The sequence below is a fragment of the Klebsiella sp. K47 genome (genome assembly GCF_051858335.1).
Lineage (GTDB): Bacteria > Pseudomonadota > Gammaproteobacteria > Enterobacterales > Enterobacteriaceae > Klebsiella > Klebsiella pneumoniae.
Window position 1 is genome coordinate 199,878 of the sequence record NZ_JBPYUI010000002.1, and the last position, 21,489, is coordinate 221,366.

The following is a 21,489-nucleotide window of genomic DNA, read 5'->3' on the forward strand; positions in this document are numbered from 1 at the left end:
AGCAGGGTTTTATTTTATGACGACGATTCTCAAGCATCTCCCGGTTGGTCAACGTATTGGTATCGCTTTCTCTGGTGGACTGGATACCAGCGCCGCGCTGTTATGGATGCGCAAAAAAGGCGCCGTGCCTTATGCATATACCGCTAACCTGGGTCAACCGGACGAAGACGACTACGATGCTATCCCGCGCCGCGCGAAAGAGTACGGCGCTGAAGGCGCCCGTCTGATCGACTGCCGCAAACAGCTGGTCGCAGAAGGGATCGCCGCGATTCAGTGTGGCGCTTTCCATAACACCACCGGTGGGTTGACCTACTTCAACACCACGCCGCTAGGCCGCGCGGTCACCGGCACCATGCTGGTGGCGGCGATGAAAGAAGACGGCGTTAACATTTGGGGCGATGGCAGCACCTATAAAGGCAACGATATCGAACGTTTCTATCGTTACGGCCTGCTGACCAACGCTGAACTGCAGATTTACAAACCGTGGCTGGACAGCGACTTTATCAATGAGCTCGGCGGTCGTCACGAAATGTCCGAATTTATGATCGCCTGCGGCTTTGATTACAAGATGTCGGTCGAGAAAGCCTACTCCACCGACTCCAATATGCTCGGCGCGACCCATGAAGCGAAAGATCTCGAATTCCTGAACTCCAGCGTCAAGATCGTCAACCCGATTATGGGCGTGAAGTTCTGGGACGAAAACGTGAAGATCCCTGCGGAAGAGGTCACCGTACGCTTTGAGCAGGGCCATCCGGTGGCGCTGAATGGTAAAACCTTTGCCGATGACGTCGAGATGATGCTGGAAGCCAACCGCATCGGCGGTCGTCACGGCCTGGGCATGAGCGACCAGATTGAAAACCGGATTATCGAAGCGAAAAGCCGCGGCATTTATGAAGCTCCGGGGATGGCGCTGCTGCATATTGCCTACGAGCGTTTGCTGACCGGTATCCATAACGAAGATACGATTGAGCAATATCACGCCCACGGTCGCCAGTTGGGCCGCCTGCTGTATCAGGGCCGCTGGTTTGATTCCCAGGCGCTGATGCTGCGTGATTCGCTGCAGCGCTGGGTCGCCAGCCAGATCACCGGCGAAGTCACCCTCGAACTGCGTCGCGGTAACGACTACTCGATCCTTAATACGGTATCAGACAACCTGACCTATAAAGCGGAGCGTCTGACCATGGAAAAAGGCGATTCCATGTTTACTGCCGAAGACCGTATCGGCCAGCTGACCATGCGTAATCTGGACATCACCGATACCCGCGAGAAGCTGTTCGGCTATGCCCAGTCTGGCCTGCTGAGCGCCTCCTCGGCAACCGGTTTACCGCAGGTTGAAAATCTGGAAAACAAAGGCAAATAATCGCCTGACAATGTTGCTTTCCGCCGGCGGCTCACCGCCGGCTTTTTATTTTGAATGACCCACCAACGTAAAAAAAATGCCATGACGCATTTTTTCCTTATCGCCAGACCAGCAAAACTGTTGACTATAATAGCCTCAATTGATTAATTCATATCTGGTGATACACATCATGAATATTAAACCGCCGATCAGGCCGCAAAAGACCATTGACCGACTGATCGATGTACTTGAGCCACACGCGACACCCGTTAACGCAATCGCCAGAAAAAGACTGACATGGGAATATAAAGGCAAAACCCAGCTCTTTATTTTTAAAAAAGGCGAGCTGTCGATTATTCGTAATTCCGACAGGCTACTGATGGTGACCGTCTATGAGCCGCATCTTTTCGGCGTGGCGGAAATGCTGCAGCCCAGCCGCAGCCACAGCCTGCGAGCCGAGGTATCATGCGAACTGCTACGGATCGACTATGACCTGGCTTCGGCGCTTTTTCGTCAGCATAACCTATGGGAAGAGGTGACCAGCCTGTTGGCTTATCATACCTCGTATATGGTGTATCGTGACGATCTGGTCCTGCAGCAGCGTACCTATTCGGTCATCCGTAACCATCTGCTGGAGATGATGCTATTAAGCGAAGAGACCCGACAGCGGGTATCTATTCTTGAGTATATTCAGGACAGGACCCTTCTGTCGCGTAGCAGTATTCTCAATGTATTGTCAGCATTAAAGAAAGGCGGTTATATTACCTTTGCCCGCGGCGGTTATTTACAAAATATCGTCTCACTTCCTGAAAAATTCTGACCCGCACTCCTCCTATCATTTATTGTTATTTGCTGCAGCGGGGAAGATGTTTAAATTTAAACCAATAACCGTTACCGCTAAAAGAACAAAAATTTTATGCTAAGCGCCTGGGTTTCCCGGAAGACAATCTATTACTGAGTTCGCCAGCAGACGACCACAAACGGCGTTAACCGCCGGGTCTGCACCGGCTCAGGATATGCCAGCGGAAATCGGCCAGACGTGTGCGGCGGTAGCGAGAGTTGCCCCCTCGCCTGCCGCGACCATAACAATGAGATGCACGAACCCGTTAATTATGCCCGAACGCCCATATCGGGCTTTTTTTTATCTGAAGGAATTTAATAATGAAGTCTATTGCTGCAAAAATGGTTGCCGTAACGATCGCTTTGGGAGCCAGCAGCGCTGCCTGCGCAGCCGTTAACCTGCATGGAGAAGCTGGCGCCGAGTTTACCAATCTGTCCGCCAGCTTTGGCGCCGGGGAACCGGGTATGACGTTCAGTTCTCAGTGGGCCCATAGCGACAACGACGGAGATAGTGTAGGACTGGGAATGGGTTATAACTTTAACCTTGGCCCTTTTCTGATGACCCTGGGCGGTAAGGCGGTCTATCTGAATCCAAAAGATGGTGATGAAGGTTACGCCATCGCCGCCGGTGGTGGCGCTGAACTCCCCCTTGGTCAGTATTTCACGCTTTTCGGCGAGGGCTATTACTCACCGGACTCAATGTCCAGCGGCGTTGAGGATTATGTGGAGGCCAATGCCGGGGTACGCCTTAACGTGCTCCCATCTCTGAATATCGAAGCTGGCTATCGCTATATTGATATGGCAGGGAAAGAGGGCAATCGCGATAACACCCTGGCCGACGGCGCTTACGCCGGGGTTAACTTCCGCTTTTAACTCTTCACAGGGATTGCCGGTCAGCAGTCCCTGTTTCATTCTCAGCTGGTCAGCGGCACGCTTTTCAGTACGCGGTTGATCTCTTGTAGGCCCGCAACATTATTCTCTTTGCGGTAAACCTCATTCATGGACGCCATCTGCTCCAGGCGGGTCAGGGCGCCATACACTTTATACGCCTCGCTGTGTCTGTCGAACACATCGCGGCGCTCCACGTCCTGCAGATAATGACTTTTCAACGAATGGTTAAGGCGACTAATCAGTGCCGTATTGTCCTGGAAATAGCGCCTCACCGCCTGGGCATGATTCGCTGTAGTCCCAGACTCACTGGGCGATACCGGTACGGTTAGCGCATTAATCATCTCCACTGTTTGGGAGGGCGATGTTGAACTGCACCCAGCTAAACCGAGCACGCCGGCGACGATAAGCAACCCGATCTTGTTCATTGTGTCACTTCACCTCTGTTAATTTGACGAGGCGACTTTAACGACAGTAAAAGGAGGCAACCAGCGAAGAGATGTTTATAAATAAATGTCCAGCGGGGACAAAAACAAAAAAAGACGCTTTTCAGCGTCTTTTTTCTGGAATATTGGTACCGAGGATGGGACTCGAACCCACAAGCCCGTTAGGGCACTACCACCTCAAGGTAGCGTGTCTACCAATTCCACCACCTCGGTACAGAATACTTAGTGCGGGATATCGCTGGTCGGCTGAGCCGGCGCAGTTGGCTGAGTTTGCTCCGTTTTCGGCGCGCTCAGATTATCCCACTCACTTCCTTTACTGGTCTTGTTGCTGTTGATATTACCCAGCGCCAGACTGATGATGAAGAACAGCGCAGCCAGGATGCCGGTCATACGGGTCATAAAGTTGCCAGAACCGCTGGACCCAAACAGTGTGCCGGAAGCGCCTGCACCGAAGGAGGCTCCCATATCAGCGCCTTTACCTTGCTGCAGCATAACCAGACCTACAAGGCCAATCGCTACAATAAGGAAAACAACCAAAAGAGCTTCGTACATAATCAACCTGTTCCTTGCGGATTCGCCGCATACCAAGTGCTTCGACCAATAAAGCGGGACGTTTTAACGTTTCCCACTGAAGCGGGTGTGAATACTAACCAAAGCGAATGACCTTCGCAAGGGCAATTTCGACACATTGTATCAACTGCAGAAAAAAACAGCAAAAAGCCAATTTTCGATCATAAAAAAGGCGGCAAGCGCCGCCTTTTTAACCACTTAGCCGGCAAAGCTAAACGCTTTTTACCGCCTCAGCGATGCGGTGCGCAAACTCGTGCACCTGATCTTCATGCTCGCCTTCCACCATCACGCGAATCAGCGGCTCCGTACCCGATTTACGCAGCAGGACACGGCCGCGTTTTCCTAACGCCGCCTCCACTTCCGCGGTCACCGCTTTGACGTGCTCATTCTCCAGCGGGTTACCGCTGCCCTCGGTAAAGCGGACATTCACCAGCAGCTGAGGGAACATTTTCATCCCGCTGCACAGGTCATGCAGGCTCATGTGGTTGCGGACCATCGCCGCGACCACCTGCAGGCTGGCAACAATGCCATCGCCGGTGGTGGTTTTATCCAGCAGGATCACATGGCCGGAGTTTTCCGCACCGATGCGCCAGCCTTTTTCCTGGAGCATCTCCAGTACATAGCGGTCACCGACCTTCGCGCGGGCAAACGGGATGCCTAACTGCTTGAGCGCCAGCTCCAGCCCCATATTACTCATCAGCGTGCCGACGGCGCCGCCGCGCAGCTGCCCCTGACGCAATCCTTCCCGGGCTATGATATAGAGGATCTGGTCGCCATCGACTTTATTGCCTTCGTGGTCAACCATAATCACCCGATCGCCATCGCCGTCGTAGGCAATACCCAGATCGGCTTTTTCCGCCAGCACGCGCGCCTGCAGCGCCCGCACGTCAGTGGCGCCGACCTCTTCGTTGATGTTGAGACCGTCTGGCTCGCAGCCCATCGCGATAACCTGGGCTCCCAGCTCGCGGAAGACATTAGGGGCGATGTGATAGGTCGCGCCGTGCGCGCAATCCACCACCACTTTCAGCGTTCCCAGGCTCAGTTCGTTGGGAAAGGTACCCTTACAAAATTCAATGTAGCGCCCCGCCGCATCGACGATACGGCTGGCTTTGCCCAGCTCAGCCGAATCCACGCAGGTGAGCTCTTTCTCCATTTCGGCTTCAATCGCCTCTTCGACATCATCCGGCAGTTTGGTGCCCTCAATGGAGAAGAATTTAATGCCGTTGTCGTAGAAAGGGTTATGTGAAGCAGAGATAACAATCCCCGCCTCGGCGCGGAAGGCGCGCGTCAGGTAGGCGATGGCCGGTGTCGGCATAGGCCCGGTGAACGACGCAGAGAGCCCCGCTGCCGCCAGTCCAGCTTCCAGCGCCGATTCCAGCATATAGCCCGAAATACGGGTATCCTTGCCGATGATAATTTTACGCGAACCGTGACGCGCTAACACTTTGCCCGCCGCCCAGCCCAGCTTGAGCACAAACTCCGGAGTGATCGGCGCATCGCCGACGCGGCCACGAATACCATCGGTGCCAAAATACTTGCGGTTACTCATAACGTTTTTTTCCCTTAGCGGCGAGGGTGGCTTCCACCACGCGCAGCGCTTCTACCGTTTCTTTGACATCATGGACGCGGATAATCTGCGCGCCCTGCATTGCTGCAATGACGGCACACGCCAGGCTGCCGTTCAGCCGCTCCGACGGCCCGACGTTCAGCAACTGACCTACCATCGACTTACGTGACATACCGACCAGCAGCGGCAGACCAAAGTGATGAAACTCCCCAAGCCTGGCCAACAGTTGGTAATTGTGGGAGAGATTTTTACCGAAACCGAATCCCGGGTCGAGCAGCAATTTTTCTTTTGCGATCCCCGCCTGTTCGCAGCGCACAATGTGCTCATTAAAAAAACGCTCAACATCGGCGAAGACGTCCTCATACTTCGGCGCCTCCTGCATGGTTTTTGGTTGTCCCTGCATATGCATCAGACACACTGGCAGTCCGGTTTCCGCGGCAGCCTGCAGCGCGCCGGGCTCGGTCAGCGAACGAATATCGTTGATGATATGCGCCCCGGCCCTGGCCGATTGGCGAATAACCTCCGCCTTGGAGGTATCCACTGAGATCCATACCTCAAAGCGCTGGGCAATGGCTTCAACCACCGGTATCACCCGCGCAAGCTCCTCTTCCACACTAACCTCAGCCGCCCCTGGCCGCGTCGATTCACCGCCGATATCAATGATGGTCGCGCCGGCGTTGATCATCAGATTGGCATGCTTCACCGCCTCAATCAGCGAATTATGGGCGCCGCCATCGGAGAAGGAGTCAGGCGTCACATTTAGAATACCCATCACGTGGGGGTGAGAGAGATCGAGGGTTGAGCCCTGGGCTACAAGTTTCATCACAAAATCCCTGAGACTGAAGAGGTTAAAAAAGAAAAACCCCGGAGCGGACGCCCGGGGTTTTAAGGTTAAACAAGCATCAACAGCGGTAGCTTACTTGTCGCCCAGCTGCTCTGACATGGTGTTGCCCGGGTTCGGCGTACGCGGTTCATCAACCGGACGCGGCGCACGAGGCGTGCCATTGTTGTCAGAGTTGTTAGAAGAACCAGGTTCTTCCCAACCCGCTGGCGGACGAACTTCGCGACGAGCCATCAGGTCGTCAATCTGCGGCGCATCGATGGTCTCATACTTCATGAGCGCATCTTTCATCGCGTGCAGAATATCCATGTTGTCGTTCAGCAGCTGGCGAGCACGACCGTAGTTACGCTCAATCAGCGATTTCACTTCCTGGTCGATGATACGCGCGGTTTCATCGGACATATGCTTCGCTTTCGCGACGCTACGGCCGAGGAAGACTTCACCCTCTTCTTCCGCATACAGCAGCGGACCGAGTTTGTCGGAGAAGCCCCACTGGGTCACCATGTTACGCGCCAGGTTCGTCGCCACTTTAATATCGTTGGACGCACCGGTAGAAACATGTTCCGGACCGTAGATAATCTCTTCCGCCAGACGACCGCCGTACAGGGTGGAGATCTGGCTTTCCAGTTTCTGACGGCTGGCGCTGATTGCATCGCCTTCCGGCAGGAAGAAGGTCACACCCAGCGCACGACCGCGCGGGATAATCGTCACTTTGTGCACCGGATCGTGCTCCGGCACCAGGCGACCAATAATCGCGTGGCCCGCTTCATGATAAGCAGTAGACTCTTTCTGCGCTTCCGTCATCACCATGGAGCGACGTTCCGCACCCATCATGATTTTGTCTTTCGCTTTCTCGAACTCAACCATCGACACAACGCGTTTGTTGCCGCGGGCAGCAAACAGCGCCGCTTCGTTGACCAGGTTGGCCAGATCCGCACCGGAGAAGCCCGGGGTACCGCGCGCAATGATTGCCGCATCGATATCCGGCGCCAGCGGAACGCGACGCATATGCACTTTCAGGATCTGTTCACGACCGCGAACATCCGGCAGGCCAACCACCACCTGGCGGTCAAAACGGCCCGGACGCAACAGCGCGGGGTCAAGAACGTCCGGACGGTTAGTCGCCGCGATAACGATGATACCTTCGTTACCTTCGAAGCCGTCCATCTCAACCAGCATCTGGTTCAGGGTCTGCTCACGTTCATCGTGACCACCGCCCAGGCCTGCGCCACGCTGGCGGCCGACGGCGTCGATTTCATCGATGAAGATGATGCAAGGCGCTGCTTTCTTAGCCTGTTCGAACATGTCACGCACACGAGAAGCGCCCACACCGACGAACATTTCGACGAAGTCAGAACCGGAAATGGTAAAGAACGGTACCTTCGCTTCACCAGCGATCGCTTTCGCCAGCAGCGTTTTACCGGTACCCGGAGGGCCGACCATCAGGACGCCTTTCGGGATCTTACCGCCCAGTTTCTGGAAACGGCTCGGCTCACGCAGGTATTCTACCAGCTCGCCGACTTCCTCTTTCGCTTCGTCACACCCGGCAACGTCTGCAAAAGTGGTTTTGATCTGGTCTTCCGTCAACATACGGGCTTTGCTTTTGCCGAAGGACATCGCGCCCTTCCCGCCGCCGCCCTGCATTTGCCGCATAAAGAAGATCCAGACGCCGATCAGCAGCAGCATTGGGAACCAGGAGATGAAGATGGAAGCCAGCAGGCTCGGCTCTTCTGGTGGTTCGCCAACAACTTTGACGTTTTTAGTCAACAGGTTATCGAGCAGCTTCGGATCGTTAACCGGAATGTAAGTCGTGTAACGGTTACTATCTTTCTTGGTAACGTTGATCTCACGTCCGTTGATACGCGCTTCGCGAACCTGGTCCTGATTGACCTCTTGCAGGAAGGTAGAATAATCCACCTTGCGGCCATTCGACTCGCTGGGCCCAAAGCTCTGGAATACTGACATCAGCACAACGGCAATGACCAGCCAGAGTATTAGGTTTTTCGCCATGTCACTCAAGGGATTAACCTCTTATTACAACTGTGTTAAAAACAGCGTCAGGATACTCTATATCCAGTTTCTTTCAAACTTTCGTTTGAAATCTGCCGGTTATGGTTTACGCCCGGTCGCTACAATATACACTTCACGCGAACGAGCGCGGGAAGAGTCCGGCTTACGAACTTTGACCTTCGTAAACAGGGAGCGAATTTCTCGAAGATACTCATCGAAGCCTTCGCCCTGGAACACCTTCACTACAAAACTACCACCTGGCGCTAATACATCACGAGACATTTCAAGCGCCAGTTCTACCAGATACATAGCCCGGGGAATATCCACCGCCGGTGTTCCGCACATATTCGGCGCCATATCGGACATGACAACTTGGACTTTACTGTCGCCCACTCGCTCAAGTAACGCTTTCAGGACTAATTCATCACGAAAATCGCCCTGAAGGAAGTCCACACCAACGATTGGATCCATTGGTAAAAGATCGCAAGCGATGATGCGGCCGCTGTTGCCGATCTGCGTGACCGCATACTGCGACCAGCCACCGGGAGCAGCACCGAGGTCGACTACCGTCATCCCCGGCTTAAAAATTTTGTCACTTTGCTGTATTTCATCAAGTTTAAACCAGGCACGGGAACGTAACCCCTTTTTCTGTGCCTGTTGAACATATTTATCGCTAAAGTGTTCCTGAAGCCAGCGGCTTGAGCTGGCAGAACGCTTTTTACCTGTCATTTAACATTCCCGTTCGGGTTCATCGTACTTTACTGCGTAAAAATCGACGCGGTAGTTTGGCGATATATGGGAGATGGCGGTAGAATGACCCGTTTTCAATCCCAACGTAAGCAAAAAAATACGATGAATCTGAGTACTAAACAAAAACAGCACCTGAAAGGTCTGGCACATCCGCTCAAGCCGGTAGTTATGCTTGGCAACAATGGTTTGACCGAAGGGGTACTGGCCGAGATCGAACAAGCGTTAGGGCACCATGAACTCATCAAGGTGAAGATCGCCTCAGAAGATCGCGAAACAAAAGCCTTGATCGTGGAAGCCATCGTACGCGAAACCGGCGCCTGTAACGTACAGGTCATCGGTAAAACGCTGGTTCTGTACCGCCCAACGCCAGAGCGTAAAATCTCGCTGCCACGCTAAGAATATCCTGAATCTCGACACAACTTTGTGTAAAACGAGGGATTTCTGCGGCCAGGCGAGCAAAATGCCATGCTCCTGACGTTGATAAAAGGCCGCTATGCGGCCTTTTTCCTTTCTTTACAATCTATAAACATCGTAGCGGGAAATACGCCTTACAGGTATTCAACCTTGGTAATTTCGTATTCCACTTCCCCACCCGGGGTACGGATAGTCACGACGTCATCCTGCTCTTTGCCGATCAGACCGCGAGCGATCGGCGAGTTCACGGAGATCAGATTCTGCTTAAAATCAGCTTCGTCATCGCCCACGATGCGGTAGGTCTGTTCCTCGTCGGTATCGAGGTTCAGCACGCTGACGGTAGAACCAAAAATCACCCGGCCGTTGTTCGGCATTTTGGTGATATCGATAACCTGCGCGTTAGACAGCTTCGCTTCGATATCCTTGATACGCCCCTCGCAGAAACCCTGCTGCTCACGCGCGGCGTGATACTCGGCATTCTCTTTCAGATCGCCGTGTTCACGGGCCTCAGCAATAGCGGCAATGATTTCAGGACGACGCACAGACTTCAGATAATCCAGTTCTTCGCGCAGTTTTTCAGCGCCACGTAAGGTCATCGGAATCGCTTGCATTAGTTATACCTCTTTATCATTCCTTCAGGGAACGGATAGCTCCGCTCCGCCACCTGTCCTGCCCACGGGCAGGACACGAGCAAAAAGAAACCGACCCGGGAAACACTCCCCAGGTCAGCAGCAATTTTTCATTTGATGGGTATTTTACCCCGAAGTTCATTATGGGTCATCGTTTACTTTACTGGGCGTTGCACCGTAGTATGACGGCCTGGCTTCAGGTTGTTAGCGCGAGATTATGCGATTTCCCAGATTTATCATCGGATTGACCGCCGGTATAGCGCTTAGCGCTCAGGCGGCGAATATTGACGAGTACATCAACCAGCTTCCCGCCGGTGCGAACCTTGCCTTTATGGCGCAAAAGGTCGGCGCATCGACGCCGGAAATCGACTATCACAGCCAGCAAATGGCGCTCCCGGCCAGTACGCAAAAGGTCATCACCGCGTTGGCGGCACTGCTGCAACTGGGGCCCGATTTTCGCTTTACCACCACGCTGGAAACCAAAGGTTCCCTTGACGGCGGCGTGCTGAAAGGCGACCTGATTGCACGCTTCGGCGGCGATCCGACGCTTAAACGGCAGGATATTCGCAATATGGTGGCGACGCTGAAAAAAGCCGGCGTGCAGCGTATCGAAGGCAATGTGCTCATCGATACGTCGGTCTTCGCCAGCCATGACAAAGCGCCCGGCTGGCCGTGGAACGACCTGACGCAGTGCTTCAGCGCCCCGCCGGCGGCGGCGATTGTCGACCGTAACTGCTTCTCTGTCTCGCTGTATAGCGCGCAGAAACCGGGCGATGTCGCCTTCATTCGCGTTGCATCCTATTATCCGGTCACCATGTTCAGCCAGGTGCGAACGCTGGCGCGTGGCTCATCGGAAGCGCAGTATTGCGAGCTCGACGTGGTGCCGGGCGATCTCAATCGCTATACTCTCACCGGCTGCCTGCCGCAGCGTAGCGAGCCGCTGCCTCTGGCCTTCGCCATTCAGGATGGCGCCAGCTATGCCGGAGCGATCCTCAAAGCCGAGCTGGCCCAGGCGGGGATCACCTACAGCGGCACGCTGCTGCGCCAGACGCTGGCCAATGAGCCCGGCACCGTGCTGGCAACCAGCCAGTCGGCTCCGCTGCACGATCTGCTGCGGATCATGCTGAAGAAGTCAGACAACATGATTGCCGACACCGTCTTTCGCACCATCGGCCACGCCCGGTTCGGCGTACCTGGCACCTGGCGGGCGGGCTCCGATGCCGTACGGCAGATCCTGCGTCAACAGGCTGGGGTCGATCTCGGCAATACTATCATCGCCGACGGCTCTGGCCTGTCGCGCCACAACCTGATCGCCCCGGCGACCATGATGCAGGTGCTGCAGTATATCGCCCAGCACGATACCGAGCTCAACTTCATCTCCATGCTGCCGCTGGCGGGCCATGACGGATCGCTGCAGTATCGCGCCGGTCTTCATCAGGCGGGCGTCGATGGTAAAGTTTCGGCGAAAACCGGGTCGCTCCAGGGGGTTTATAACCTCGCAGGCTTCATCACTACCGCCAGCGGACAAAAGGTGGCCTTCGTGCAATATCTCTCCGGATACGCCGTGGAGCCAGCTGATCAGCGCAATCGCCGCATCCCACTGGTCCGCTTTGAAAGCCGCTTGTATAAAGATTTGTACCAGAACAATTAAAACAAAAGGGCCGCATCAGATGCGGCCCTTTTTGATCCAGAGAAGTCAGGATTAGCGTTTGTAGATGAATTCGACGCCTTCTTCGTCGTCCTCATCCCAGTCGTCATCCCAGTCTTCGTCATCTTCTGCTTCGGCTTCGGCCTCTTCAAGCTGCTGACGGTGATAGTCGTCCCACATAAACTCGACTTTCTCCGGCTTCTGCTCTTCTTCCGCCTGCACGATCGGGTTTTCGATGATGAAGGTCATCACGTCCCAGCACAGCTCTTTCACGCCCTGCTGGCTAGCCGCGGAGATCAGGTAGAATTTCTCTTCCCAACCCAGCGCTTCGGCAATCGCTTTGGCTTTGGCTTCGGCTTCGGACTTGTCCATCAGGTCAATCTTGTTGAAAACTAACCAGCGTGGTTTGGAGGCTAGCTTCTCGCTGTATTTCTCCAGCTCGCCGATGATAATGCGCGCATTCTCAACCGGATCGGAGCCGTCGATCGGATCGATATCGATGAGGTGCAGCAGTACGCGGCAGCGCTCGAGGTGCTTGAGGAAGCGGATACCGAGGCCAGCCCCTTCCGCTGCGCCTTCAATCAGCCCCGGGATATCGGCAACTACGAAGCTCTTTTCATTGTCCATACGCACCACGCCCAGGCTTGGCACCAGGGTGGTAAACGGATAGTCAGCCACTTTCGGCTTGGCGGCGGAGACCGCACGGATGAAGGTGGATTTGCCGGCGTTCGGCATGCCCAGCATCCCGACATCGGCCAACAGCATCAGCTCCAGCTGCAGGTCGCGTTTATCACCCGGGGTACCCATGGTTTTCTGACGCGGCGTACGGTTAACGGACGATTTGAAACGGGTGTTGCCCAAACCGTGCCAGCCGCCTTTCGCCACCATCAGACGCTGACCGTGTTTGGTCATATCGCCCATGGTCTCGCCGGTGCCCTGATCGATAACCCGGGTGCCGACCGGCACTTTTACCGTCACGTCTTTACCGCGCTTACCGGTACAGTCGCGGCTTTGACCATTCTGCCCACGTTCGGCGCGGAACGATTTTTCAAAACGGTAGTCGATCAGGGTGTTCAGGTTCTCGTCCGCTTCCAGCCAGACATCGCCGCCATCGCCGCCATCGCCGCCATCCGGACCGCCTTTCGGAATATACTTTTCGCGGCGGAAGCTTACGCAACCATTGCCGCCGTCACCTGCTACGACCAGGATCGTTGCTTCATCTACAAACTTCATTTTACTCTCCGTAAATCATTCGCCTGAGCGGGGCAGCGGTACTACCGCCTCTCGCTTACGCCAACGTCCCCAAAGACGATGACCGATGGCGGAATACATCGCGCCCGCAACCACGACAAACGCACCGAGATAACCAATCAGGTTTAACATCGGTCTGGCGAAAACATCGGGCCAGGCCATTGATAATAAATCAGAAAACAGTAGCGTAAACAGTGGCGTCAAGGTGATTAACGCGCTGACCTGCGCCGCCTGCCAGCGCGCCATGGCTTCCGCCAGCGCCCCGTAGCCGACCAGGGTATTCAGCCCGCAAAAAATCAGGCATGCCAGTTGCCAGCTGCTTAACCGGGAAATCACTCCGGGCTCAGCAAGTGGCAGTAATGCAATCGTACACAAAGTGTACAGCAAAAATAGTATCTGCTGTGATGCCAGACGGCGCAATAACACCTTTTGCGCGACGCCGTAGCTTACCCACACCGTAGCGGCAGCAACGCCGAAAATTACCCCCCACGTGTAGTCCGTCAGGCGGGTAAAGATTTCAATCAGACTGGTATTGAAGAACATCACCAGCCCGCTGAGCAGCATCAACGCGCCCACCACCTGGGTGCCGCGCATGCGCTCTTTCAGAATTACGACGCTAGCCACCATCATCCCCACCGGCGATAGCTGGCCGATGACCTGAGAAGCCGTGGGGCTGAGGTATTGCAGGGAAGAACTAAACAGGATGAAGTTACCGAACAGACCGCCGGTGGCAATCGCTAATAACACCAGCCAGCGCGGCTTGCGAAAAATTCGCATCGGCGGCAGTTTGCCTTTGATCGCGAGGATCGCGCCAAGCCCAATGCTGGCCATCAGGAAGCGATAAAAGACCACCGTAGGCGGCGCCATCACCTCGAGAACCTGTTTCATTGCAATCGGCAACGCTCCCCAACACATTGCGGTGGTAAGCGCCAGAATAATGCCAATCCCAGCCTGCTGCTTCATGCCTGTTTCCCTGCAAAAATTTTCCGGTAGACGAATGTAAAAAGCCCCGCAACGTGTTGCGGGGCTTTCATCCGTTACCGGGACGCGAAAAACTTATTCAGCAACGATGCTGATGAATTTACGGTTTTTCGGGCCTTTAACTTCGAACTTGACTTTACCGTCAGTCAAAGCGAACAGAGTGTGGTCACGGCCGCAACCAACGTTGGTACCAGCGTGGAATTTAGTACCACGTTGACGAACGATGATGCTACCTGCCAGAACTGCTTCACCGCCGAAACGTTTTACGCCCAGACGTTTAGCTTCTGAATCGCGACCGTTACGAGTCGAGCCGCCAGCCTTTTTATGTGCCATTTAAATCTACTCCTCAGGTCTTAGGCGCTGATGCCAGTGATTTTCACATCAGTGAACCACTGACGATGGCCCTGCTGCTTACGATAGTGTTTACGACGACGAAACTTAACGATTTTAACTTTCTCGCCACGACCGTGAGCAACAACTTCAGCTTTGATTACGCCGCCCTCAACGAAAGGAACGCCGATCTTGATTTCTTCACCGTTTGCGATCATCAGCACTTCAGCGAATTCAACAGCTTCGCCAGTTGCGATGTCCAGCTTTTCCAGGCGAACGGTCTGACCTTCGCTTACTCGGTGTTGTTTACCACCACTTTGGAAAACCGCGTACATATAAAACTCCGCTTCCGCGCACCTCTTTATGTGATTCAGAGTGCGCTATAAATATTCACAATAGGGCGCGAATATTACGCAAAACGCGAGCCTTTGACAAGAGCGATTAGCGATCAATGCAGAAAAAAAACACAACTTTCACGACAACGTTTATCTACGGCAATTTTTCAGTACAATCATATCTTCTTTTAATTCTGTCTTAATCCTTCTGTGATCCCACCTGGATTCATGGTAACAGGACATTTGGCCCGGCTTTTGCGATGAATTTAGAAAAAATCAATGAGTTAACCGCGCAAGATATGGCGGGTGTCAATGCGACGATTCTTGAGCAACTCAACTCCGATGTTCAGCTTATCAATCAGTTAGGCTATTACATCGTCAGCGGCGGCGGCAAACGCATTCGCCCGATGATTGCTGTGCTCGCCGCACGCGCGGTGGGCTATCAGGGGAGCGCGCATGTCACCATTGCCGCGCTGATTGAATTTATTCATACCGCCACCCTGCTGCATGACGACGTCGTCGATGAGTCTGATATGCGTCGCGGCAAAGCCACGGCCAATGCGGCGTTTGGCAATGCCGCCAGCGTGCTGGTCGGCGATTTTATCTATACCCGCGCCTTTCAGATGATGACCCAGCTGGGCTCGCTGAAGATCCTTGAGGTCATGTCGGAAGCGGTGAACGTCATTGCCGAAGGCGAAGTGCTGCAGCTGATGAACGTCAATGACCCGGATATCACCGAAGAGAACTACATGCGCGTTATCTACAGCAAGACGGCGCGCCTGTTTGAAGCTGCCTCGCAGTGTGCGGGACTGCTGGCCGACTGCACTGCGGAAGAAGAGCGCGCGTTGCAGGATTATGGCCGCTATCTCGGCACCGCTTTCCAGCTAATCGACGATTTACTCGATTATAGCTCTGACGGCGAGCGGCTCGGTAAAAACGTCGGTGACGACCTGAACGAAGGTAAACCCACGCTACCGCTGCTGCACGCCATGCACCATGGCACACCCGATCAATCAGCGATGATCCGCGGTGCGATCGAGCAAGGCAACGGCCGCCATCTACTGGATGCTGTGCTGGAAACGATGGCGACCTGCGGTTCGCTGGAATGGACGCAGAAGCGTGCCGAAGAAGAAGCTGACAAAGCCATTGCCGCGCTGCAGATCCTCCCGGACACGCCCTGGCGCGAAGCCTTGATTGGGCTGGCGCATATTGCAGTCCAGCGCGATCATTAATCCCCCCTCCTTTCCCGCGCGACGCGCGGGAAAGTTCCAGTAAAATGCCATTTCTCTCCCTAAACTTCCGAATATCTTGATAGATTCTGAATATTCCGGCGCTTTAACAGAACTTGTTAGAACCCTACATAGTACGCGGGTATAGTGTCTCTATCGCCCATGTGGGACGATCTGGACCTTTAACACCAGGAGAATTTATGGATAAGTTCATCGACTGGCATCCCGCAGATATTGTTGCGGGATTACGTAAACGGGGAACATCGCTGGCGGCAGAGTCGCGACGGCACGGACTAAGTTCTTCAACGCTGGCGAACGCCCTGACCCGCCCCTGGCCGAAAGGCGAATTGATTATCGCCACAGCGCTGGAAACGCAGCCGTGGGTCATCTGGCCGTCACGCTACCACGACCCGGTAACTCATGAGTTTATCGACAGAACGCAGATGATGCGTCAGAAGAAGATCGACAAGTGATGTGATTGCTCGACAGCGACCCGGAACAACGTCCCGGGGCGCTGTCAGGACGCGGTTACTCGCCCTTCACGCGTTGAATATTGGCGCCCAGCGCCTGCAGTTTATCTTCGATACGCTCATAGCCGCGATCGATATGATAGATGCGATCGACGATGGTGGTCCCTTCAGCGATACAGCCGGCCAGCACCAGGCTCGCCGACGCGCGCAAATCGGTCGCCATCACCTGCGCGCCAGAAAGCTGCTTCACGCCGTGACAGATAGCGGTATTGCTCTCGATCTCCGCGTGCGCGCCCATACGGATCAGCTCCGGAATGTGCATGAAGCGGTTTTCAAAGATCGTTTCGGTGATCACGCCGGTCCCTTCCGCTACCAGGTTAAGCAGCGTGAACTGGGCCTGCATATCGGTCGGGAAGCCCGGGTGCGGCGCGGTACGCACGTTGACCGCTTTCGGACGGTTGCCGTGCATATCGAGGCTGATCCAGTCTTCGCCCGTTTCGATGTCAGCCCCGGCGTCGCGCAGCTTCGCCAGTACGGCATCCAGGGTATCCGGCTGCGCGTTACGGCAGAGGATCTTGCCGCCGGAAATCGCCGCGGCCACCAGGAAAGTCCCGGTTTCAATACGGTCAGGCAGCACACGGTAGACGCCGCCGCCCAGGCGCTGCACGCCTTCGATGGTAATGCGATCGCTACCCTGGCCTGTGATTTTTGCGCCCAGCGCGTTCAGGAAGTTGGCGGTATCGACAATCTCCGGCTCGCGAGCGGCGTTTTCAATAATCGTCGTTCCCTCCGCAAGCGTCGCTGCGCTCATGATGGTTACGGTGGCGCCGACGCTCACCTTATCCATCACAATATGCGCGCCTTTCAGGCGACCGCTGACCGAGGCTTTGACATAACCTTCTTCCAGTTTGATCTCGGCGCCCAGCTGCTCCAGACCGCTAATATGCAGATCGACCGGACGCGCGCCGATAGCGCAGCCGCCAGGCAGAGAAACTTGCCCCTGACCGAAACGTGCCACCAACGGGCCCAGCGCCCAGATAGAGGCGCGCATGGTTTTCACCAGATCGTACGGAGCACAGAATACATCGACCGGGCCGGCGTCAATCCATACCGAACCATTGCGCTCGACCTTCGCGCCCAGCTGGCTCAGCAGCTTCATGGTGGTATCGATGTCTTTCAGCTTAGGTACGTTTTGGATCTCTACCGGCTCTTCGGCAAGCAGCGCGGAAAAGAGGATTGGCAGGGCGGCGTTTTTTGCCCCGGAGATGGTGACTTCACCCTGAAGGCGAGTCGGCCCCTGAACACGGAATTTATCCATTGATTCTGTTCTCTATTAAAAATTCACATACGCTGCAGGGGATCCCCCACAGCTTAGAAGCCATTGAGTTTGCGGTCTCGCGCCCACTCCTGCGGAGTAAAGGCCTTGATCGACAGCGCATGGATGCGGTTGTCGGCAATATATTCCATCAGCGGCGCGTAGACGCTCTGCTGCTTTTTCACCCGACTCATGCCATCGAACATCTCACCCACAGCAATAACCTGAAAGTGGCTGCCATCGCCAGAGACGTGGACTTCCTGGAGGGGGAGTGCGTTCATCAGCACGGTCTGAATTTCATGATTTTCCATGGGCTCAAATTTATCTGATAGTGAAAACAGCCCAACATCTTAGAGGAAAGTGGCGCGGTCTTAAACAAGCAAAAAGCCCCGGCGAAAAGATTGCCAGGGCTTTCGGAATAGCTTCAGTGCTAAGGCACTGAAAAGATTATCAGATCAGATCGGCAGGCAGGTTGTAAAGACCGATCAGCGTTTGCAGGTTTTCGCTCTTGCCGACCAGCTGCGCTTCCCGGCCCTGACGGCGAATCAGCGCCATAAAATGCACTAACAGCGCCAGGCCCGCGGTGTCCACGCGCGTGGTCTGACTGAGATCGATGATCGCCGTTCCCGCCGTCGCCTGGGCGCGCGCCTCCCAGAGCGGGACCAGCAGATCCTGATCCAGCTCCCCGTGCAGCGCCAGCGTCTCGCCCTCGCGAGTCCAGCTCAGCTGCCCGCTCATTATTTTTTCTGTTCCAGGGTGATCGGCTGCGCAGAGATCGCTTTCAGCTGCGCGGTCAGGCCATCAACGCCCTTGGTGCGCAGCAGATCGCTCCACTCATTCTGTTTGGTGGTGATCATGCTCACCCCTTCCGCGATCATATCGTAGGCCTGCCAGTTGCCGGTCTGGGTATTTTTACGCCACTGGAAGTCAAGACGTACCGGCGGACGACCGTTCGGGTCGATGATAGTGACGCGGATCGGAACGATGGTTGCGCTGCCCAGCGGCTGCTCCGGAGCAATCTGGTAAGTCTGCCCATGGTACATCGCCAGCGCCTGACCGTAGGCCTGCTTCAGGTATTCACGGAAGGCGGCAAAATAGGCCTCACGCTGCGCAGGGGTCGCTTCTTTGTAATAGCGGCCCAGCACCAGCGCGCCGGCATATTTCACCTGTACATACGGCAATAACTCCTGGTCGACGATGTCGCGCAGATAGTTAGGATTAGCTTTAATCTTCGGCTGTTCATTCTTCAGGCGATCGAAGGTTTTCTGCGCCGCTTCATTCATCAGCTTATACGGATTGGACTGATCTGCGGCCTGGACGGCGGTCAGCGGGGCAATCACCAGCATGGCGACCATGAGTAAGCGTTTAAACATATCGTATTTCTCCTGAAATTAATGCGTCGTGCCGGCTGCCGGCGTCGCGTCAGTATGACCTTCTGCCTCGGCCTTATCATTGCCAGAATTCTGATTGTCGCCGCCCTTACTGTTATAAAGGAACTGACCAATCAGATCTTCCAGCACCATGGCGGACTTGGTGTCCTGGATAGTGCCGCCGTCTTTAAGGATAGTCGTCCCGAGGTCCGGGTCTTCAAAACCGACGTTCAGCGCCAGGTACTGCTCGCCCAGCAGGCCAGAGGTGCGGATCGCCAACGAACTGGTATCCGGGATATGGTTGTAGCGCTCATCGATATCGAGCTCCACGCGTGGCAGATAGGTTTTCGGATCGAGCGTAATGTCCGCTACCCGCCCCACTACCACGCCGCCGATGCGCACCGGCGAGCGCGCCTTCAGGCCGCCGATGTTATCGAAAGTCGCATAAAGGCGATAAGTCGGCTCGGTGCGTAGCGAGGTGACGTTCGCCGCCTTCAGGCAGACAAACAGCGCCGCCAGCAGCGCCACCAGTAAGAACACCCCTACCCAGATTTCAGTTTTTTTCGTTTGCATGAACTCAATTCCCAAACATCAGCGCAGTCAGCACAAAATCCAGCCCCAGAACCGCCAGCGACGCATGCACCACGGTACGCGTTGTCGCCCGGCTAATCCCGGCGGAAGTGGGGATAGCGTCATAACCATTAAATAACGCAATCCAGGTTACCGTAATAGCGAACACCAGACTCTTAATCAGGCAGTTCACCAGATCCATTCGCCAGTCGACGGCATTTTGCATCGCGGTCCAGAAAAAACCACCGTCAATGCCTTTCCAGCTCACCCCCACCAGCGCACCGCCCCAGATCCCTACCGCGACGAAGATAATCGTCAGCAGCGGCAGCGAAATGACACCGGCCCAGAAGCGTGGGGAAATGACGCGACGCAGCGGATCCACCGCCATCATCTCCATACTGGAGAGCTGTTCCGTGGCCCGCATCAGGCCAATCTCGGCGGTCAGCGCCGACCCGGCGCGGCCGGCAAACAGCAGCGCGGCGACCACCGGCCCCAGCTCACGCAGCAGCGACAGCGCCACCAGCATGCCAAGACTGGTCTCTGCGCTGTAGGTGGTTAACACTAGATACCCCTGCAGCCCGAGCACCATACCGATAAACAAGCCCGATACAATGATAATCAGCATCGACAGGACGCCGACGTTATAGAGTTGACGAACCAGCAGCGGCGCGTGCTTGCGAAACTCTGGTTTGCCGACAACGGCGTTGAAAAGCATTAATCCGGCGCGTCCAAACGTCGCGGTGGTTTTAATACCGCGATGACCTAGCGCGGCCAGCGCATTAAACAGCATGAGTCGCTCAACTCCCTATGCCTAATAAATCATGGTGATAGTCGCCAGCAGGATAACGGAACGGCACCGGACCGTCGGCAATACCATCAATGAACTGACGAACCCGAGGATCGGTATTCTCCCGTAGCGACTGGGCGCTACCGTGGGCGACAATCTTTTTATCCGCCACGATATACGCGTAGTCCGCGATGCTAAGCACCTCGGGCACATCGTGCGAAACCACGATGCAAGTGACACCCAGCGTGCTGTTGAGTTCAGAAATCAGCTTCACCAGCACGCCCATAGTGATGGGATCCTGCCCGACGAACGGTTCGTCGAACATAATCAGATCCGGCTCCAGGGCAATGGCTCTCGCCAGGGCGGCGCGGCGCGCCATCCCACCGGAAAGCTCAGAAGGCATTAACTTCGCCGCACCGCGTAGCCCCACCGCTTCCAGCTTCATCATCACCGTCGTATGCAGCAGCGCAGGCGGCAAATGCGTATGTTCGCGCAGCGGATAGGCAACGTTGTCAAAGACATTGAGATCGGTGAACAGCGCGCCGGACTGGAACAGCATGCTCATCCGCTTACGCACCGTATAAAGACGCGAACGCGTCATCTGCGGCACGTTCTCGCCATCAAACAGGATCTCTCCCCTGTCCGGCGGGATCTGGCCGCCGATCAGGCGTAACAGGGTAGTCTTGCCGATCCCCGAAGGTCCCATGATCGCAGTAATTTTACCGCGTGGCACCGACAGCGAGATGTCGTCGAAGATCACACGATCGCCGCGTGAAAAGCGGATACCGCGCACTTCAACTAAATTCGCCTGAGTTTGGCTCATAAAATCATCCTTACTAAACACCTGACGGGCAAGCATGGCCCTTTCTTGCGCCACAATCACAACATTTTTACAGAATCTTACCTGCA

25 protein-coding genes and 1 tRNA gene are annotated in these 21,489 nt (G+C 55.2%); 7 read left to right on the forward strand and 19 right to left on the reverse strand.

The genetic code is table 11. From position 1 onward, the window contains the following. The first annotated feature begins 16 nt into the window (after positions 1-16). The 3 genes from argG (at position 17) to RRF55_RS02760 (ending at position 3,052) form a co-directional block, all read left to right on the forward strand. Positions 17-1,360, forward strand: a complete 1,344-nt coding sequence (argG, locus tag RRF55_RS02750; RefSeq protein ID WP_004144895.1) for an argininosuccinate synthase — start codon at positions 17-19, stop codon at positions 1,358-1,360. A 169-nt stretch (positions 1,361-1,529) separates the two neighbouring features. Then, the gene (locus RRF55_RS02755; protein ID WP_004185827.1) at positions 1,530-2,159 is read left to right on the forward strand and encodes a winged helix-turn-helix transcriptional regulator; all 630 of its coding nucleotides are present in this window, start codon (positions 1,530-1,532) and stop codon (positions 2,157-2,159) included. 341 nt (positions 2,160-2,500) lie between these two features. After that, complete coding sequence (locus RRF55_RS02760) at positions 2,501-3,052, forward strand: YfaZ family outer membrane protein (protein WP_032415624.1); 552 nt, start codon at positions 2,501-2,503, stop codon at positions 3,050-3,052. 41 nt (positions 3,053-3,093) lie between these two features. Here the strand turns inward: RRF55_RS02760 and RRF55_RS02765 are convergent, their stop codons facing one another. The 7 genes from RRF55_RS02765 to rlmE form a co-directional block, all read right to left on the reverse strand. Then, positions 3,094-3,342 carry a hypothetical protein gene (locus RRF55_RS02765; protein WP_014906872.1) on the reverse strand — a complete coding sequence of 83 codons (249 nt, stop codon included), beginning with the start codon at positions 3,340-3,342 and terminating at the stop codon, positions 3,094-3,096. 297 nt (positions 3,343-3,639) lie between these two features. Beyond that, positions 3,640-3,726: transfer RNA gene (locus tag RRF55_RS02770), tRNA-Leu, on the reverse strand. A gap of 9 nt (positions 3,727-3,735) precedes the next feature. After that, positions 3,736-4,065 carry a preprotein translocase subunit SecG gene (gene secG, locus RRF55_RS02775; RefSeq protein WP_002918369.1) on the reverse strand — a complete coding sequence of 110 codons (330 nt, stop codon included), beginning with the start codon at positions 4,063-4,065 and terminating at the stop codon, positions 3,736-3,738. A gap of 229 nt (positions 4,066-4,294) precedes the next feature. Next, the gene (glmM, locus tag RRF55_RS02780; protein ID WP_002918370.1) at positions 4,295-5,632 is read right to left on the reverse strand and encodes a phosphoglucosamine mutase; all 1,338 of its coding nucleotides are present in this window, start codon (positions 5,630-5,632) and stop codon (positions 4,295-4,297) included. After that, positions 5,625-6,473 carry a dihydropteroate synthase gene (gene folP, locus RRF55_RS02785; protein WP_002918371.1) on the reverse strand — a complete coding sequence of 283 codons (849 nt, stop codon included), beginning with the start codon at positions 6,471-6,473 and terminating at the stop codon, positions 5,625-5,627. Before folP ends, glmM begins: the two co-directional genes overlap by 8 nt. 93 nt (positions 6,474-6,566) lie before the next feature. Next, a complete protein-coding gene (gene ftsH / locus RRF55_RS02790; RefSeq protein ID WP_002918372.1) occupies positions 6,567-8,501 on the reverse strand; it encodes an ATP-dependent zinc metalloprotease FtsH in 1,935 nt (644 codons plus the stop codon). Positions 8,502-8,600: 99 nt separating this feature from the next. After that, entirely contained in the window at positions 8,601-9,230 is a 630-nt protein-coding gene (rlmE, locus tag RRF55_RS02795) for a 23S rRNA (uridine(2552)-2'-O)-methyltransferase RlmE (protein ID WP_002918373.1), read from the reverse strand. 123 nt (positions 9,231-9,353) lie between these two features. On the opposite strand from rlmE, the gene yhbY reads away from it, so the two are divergent. Next, positions 9,354-9,647 (forward strand): ribosome assembly RNA-binding protein YhbY, encoded by a 294-nt coding sequence (gene yhbY, locus RRF55_RS02800; RefSeq protein WP_002918374.1) that lies wholly within the window; start codon positions 9,354-9,356, stop codon positions 9,645-9,647. A 152-nt stretch (positions 9,648-9,799) separates the two neighbouring features. On the opposite strand, the gene greA is transcribed toward yhbY, so the two are convergent. After that, entirely contained in the window at positions 9,800-10,276 is a 477-nt protein-coding gene (gene greA / locus RRF55_RS02805; protein ID WP_002918375.1) for a transcription elongation factor GreA, read from the reverse strand. A gap of 235 nt (positions 10,277-10,511) precedes the next feature. On the opposite strand from greA, the gene dacB reads away from it, so the two are divergent. Beyond that, a complete protein-coding gene (gene dacB / locus RRF55_RS02810; protein ID WP_004149937.1) occupies positions 10,512-11,945 on the forward strand; it encodes a serine-type D-Ala-D-Ala carboxypeptidase in 1,434 nt (477 codons plus the stop codon). Between the two features lie 51 nt (positions 11,946-11,996). On the opposite strand, the gene cgtA is transcribed toward dacB, so the two are convergent. The 4 genes from cgtA to rplU form a co-directional block, all read right to left on the reverse strand. Continuing rightward, positions 11,997-13,175, reverse strand: coding sequence for an Obg family GTPase CgtA (gene cgtA / locus RRF55_RS02815; RefSeq protein WP_032415626.1), 1,179 nt, complete (start codon positions 13,173-13,175; stop codon positions 11,997-11,999). 15 nt (positions 13,176-13,190) lie between these two features. Next, positions 13,191-14,156: a DMT family transporter gene (locus tag RRF55_RS02820; protein ID WP_004149938.1), complete on the reverse strand. Its 966-nt coding sequence runs from the start codon at positions 14,154-14,156 to the stop codon at positions 13,191-13,193. Positions 14,157-14,249: 93 nt separating this feature from the next. Next, positions 14,250-14,507 (reverse strand): 50S ribosomal protein L27, encoded by a 258-nt coding sequence (rpmA, locus tag RRF55_RS02825; protein ID WP_002434222.1) that lies wholly within the window; start codon positions 14,505-14,507, stop codon positions 14,250-14,252. Between the two features lie 20 nt (positions 14,508-14,527). After that, on the reverse strand, positions 14,528-14,839 hold the full coding sequence (gene rplU / locus RRF55_RS02830; RefSeq protein ID WP_002918379.1) for a 50S ribosomal protein L21: 312 nt from the start codon (positions 14,837-14,839) through the stop codon (positions 14,528-14,530). A gap of 260 nt (positions 14,840-15,099) precedes the next feature. Here rplU and ispB point away from each other — a divergent pair, with 260 nt between their 5' ends. Beyond that, positions 15,100-16,071, forward strand: a complete 972-nt coding sequence (gene ispB / locus RRF55_RS02835) for an octaprenyl diphosphate synthase (protein WP_004144907.1) — start codon at positions 15,100-15,102, stop codon at positions 16,069-16,071. A 197-nt stretch (positions 16,072-16,268) separates the two neighbouring features. Continuing rightward, positions 16,269-16,541, forward strand: a complete 273-nt coding sequence (gene sfsB, locus RRF55_RS02840) for a DNA-binding transcriptional regulator SfsB (RefSeq protein ID WP_002918381.1) — start codon at positions 16,269-16,271, stop codon at positions 16,539-16,541. A 55-nt stretch (positions 16,542-16,596) separates the two neighbouring features. Here the strand turns inward: sfsB and murA are convergent, their stop codons facing one another. The 7 genes from murA to mlaF all read right to left on the reverse strand — a co-directional run bounded on the left by murA (position 16,597) and on the right by mlaF (position 21,403). Next, positions 16,597-17,856: a UDP-N-acetylglucosamine 1-carboxyvinyltransferase gene (murA, locus tag RRF55_RS02845; RefSeq protein ID WP_002918382.1), complete on the reverse strand. Its 1,260-nt coding sequence runs from the start codon at positions 17,854-17,856 to the stop codon at positions 16,597-16,599. A 53-nt stretch (positions 17,857-17,909) separates the two neighbouring features. After that, a complete protein-coding gene (gene ibaG / locus RRF55_RS02850; RefSeq protein WP_004144910.1) occupies positions 17,910-18,164 on the reverse strand; it encodes a BolA family iron metabolism protein IbaG in 255 nt (84 codons plus the stop codon). Positions 18,165-18,303: 139 nt separating this feature from the next. Next, positions 18,304-18,591 carry a lipid asymmetry maintenance protein MlaB gene (gene mlaB, locus RRF55_RS02855; RefSeq protein ID WP_004185850.1) on the reverse strand — a complete coding sequence of 96 codons (288 nt, stop codon included), beginning with the start codon at positions 18,589-18,591 and terminating at the stop codon, positions 18,304-18,306. After that, the gene (gene mlaC / locus RRF55_RS02860; RefSeq protein WP_002918386.1) at positions 18,591-19,226 is read right to left on the reverse strand and encodes a phospholipid-binding protein MlaC; all 636 of its coding nucleotides are present in this window, start codon (positions 19,224-19,226) and stop codon (positions 18,591-18,593) included. Before mlaC ends, mlaB begins: the two co-directional genes overlap by 1 nt. Before the next feature lie 18 nt (positions 19,227-19,244). Then, positions 19,245-19,796 carry an outer membrane lipid asymmetry maintenance protein MlaD gene (mlaD, locus tag RRF55_RS02865; protein WP_002918387.1) on the reverse strand — a complete coding sequence of 184 codons (552 nt, stop codon included), beginning with the start codon at positions 19,794-19,796 and terminating at the stop codon, positions 19,245-19,247. Between the two features lie 4 nt (positions 19,797-19,800). Further along, positions 19,801-20,583, reverse strand: a complete 783-nt coding sequence (gene mlaE / locus RRF55_RS02870) for a lipid asymmetry maintenance ABC transporter permease subunit MlaE (protein WP_004150949.1) — start codon at positions 20,581-20,583, stop codon at positions 19,801-19,803. A gap of 7 nt (positions 20,584-20,590) precedes the next feature. Then, on the reverse strand, positions 20,591-21,403 hold the full coding sequence (mlaF, locus tag RRF55_RS02875; RefSeq protein ID WP_004150950.1) for a phospholipid ABC transporter ATP-binding protein MlaF: 813 nt from the start codon (positions 21,401-21,403) through the stop codon (positions 20,591-20,593). Between the last annotated feature and the right edge of the window lie 86 nt (positions 21,404-21,489).

Coding starts and splice junctions, on each gene's coding strand:
- argG (WP_004144895.1), top strand. CDS start 17: ATGACGACGATTCTCAAGCATCTCCCGGTTGGTCAACGTATTGGTATC.
- RRF55_RS02755 (WP_004185827.1), top strand. CDS start 1,530: ATGAATATTAAACCGCCGATCAGGCCGCAAAAGACCATTGACCGACTG.
- RRF55_RS02760 (WP_032415624.1), top strand. CDS start 2,501: ATGAAGTCTATTGCTGCAAAAATGGTTGCCGTAACGATCGCTTTGGGA.
- secG (WP_002918369.1), bottom strand. CDS start 4,065: ATGTACGAAGCTCTTTTGGTTGTTTTCCTTATTGTAGCGATTGGCCTT.
- glmM (WP_002918370.1), bottom strand. CDS start 5,632: ATGAGTAACCGCAAGTATTTTGGCACCGATGGTATTCGTGGCCGCGTC.
- folP (WP_002918371.1), bottom strand. CDS start 6,473: ATGAAACTTGTAGCCCAGGGCTCAACCCTCGATCTCTCTCACCCCCAC.
- ftsH (WP_002918372.1), bottom strand. CDS start 8,501: ATGGCGAAAAACCTAATACTCTGGCTGGTCATTGCCGTTGTGCTGATG.
- rlmE (WP_002918373.1), bottom strand. CDS start 9,230: ATGACAGGTAAAAAGCGTTCTGCCAGCTCAAGCCGCTGGCTTCAGGAA.
- yhbY (WP_002918374.1), top strand. CDS start 9,354: ATGAATCTGAGTACTAAACAAAAACAGCACCTGAAAGGTCTGGCACAT.
- greA (WP_002918375.1), bottom strand. CDS start 10,276: ATGCAAGCGATTCCGATGACCTTACGTGGCGCTGAAAAACTGCGCGAA.
- dacB (WP_004149937.1), top strand. CDS start 10,512: ATGCGATTTCCCAGATTTATCATCGGATTGACCGCCGGTATAGCGCTT.
- cgtA (WP_032415626.1), bottom strand. CDS start 13,175: ATGAAGTTTGTAGATGAAGCAACGATCCTGGTCGTAGCAGGTGACGGC.
- RRF55_RS02820 (WP_004149938.1), bottom strand. CDS start 14,156: ATGAAGCAGCAGGCTGGGATTGGCATTATTCTGGCGCTTACCACCGCA.
- rpmA (WP_002434222.1), bottom strand. CDS start 14,507: ATGGCACATAAAAAGGCTGGCGGCTCGACTCGTAACGGTCGCGATTCA.
- rplU (WP_002918379.1), bottom strand. CDS start 14,839: ATGTACGCGGTTTTCCAAAGTGGTGGTAAACAACACCGAGTAAGCGAA.
- ispB (WP_004144907.1), top strand. CDS start 15,100: ATGAATTTAGAAAAAATCAATGAGTTAACCGCGCAAGATATGGCGGGT.
- sfsB (WP_002918381.1), top strand. CDS start 16,269: ATGGATAAGTTCATCGACTGGCATCCCGCAGATATTGTTGCGGGATTA.
- murA (WP_002918382.1), bottom strand. CDS start 17,856: ATGGATAAATTCCGTGTTCAGGGGCCGACTCGCCTTCAGGGTGAAGTC.
- ibaG (WP_004144910.1), bottom strand. CDS start 18,164: ATGGAAAATCATGAAATTCAGACCGTGCTGATGAACGCACTCCCCCTC.
- mlaB (WP_004185850.1), bottom strand. CDS start 18,591: ATGAGCGGGCAGCTGAGCTGGACTCGCGAGGGCGAGACGCTGGCGCTG.
- mlaC (WP_002918386.1), bottom strand. CDS start 19,226: ATGTTTAAACGCTTACTCATGGTCGCCATGCTGGTGATTGCCCCGCTG.
- mlaD (WP_002918387.1), bottom strand. CDS start 19,796: ATGCAAACGAAAAAAACTGAAATCTGGGTAGGGGTGTTCTTACTGGTG.
- mlaE (WP_004150949.1), bottom strand. CDS start 20,583: ATGCTGTTTAATGCGCTGGCCGCGCTAGGTCATCGCGGTATTAAAACC.
- mlaF (WP_004150950.1), bottom strand. CDS start 21,403: ATGAGCCAAACTCAGGCGAATTTAGTTGAAGTGCGCGGTATCCGCTTT.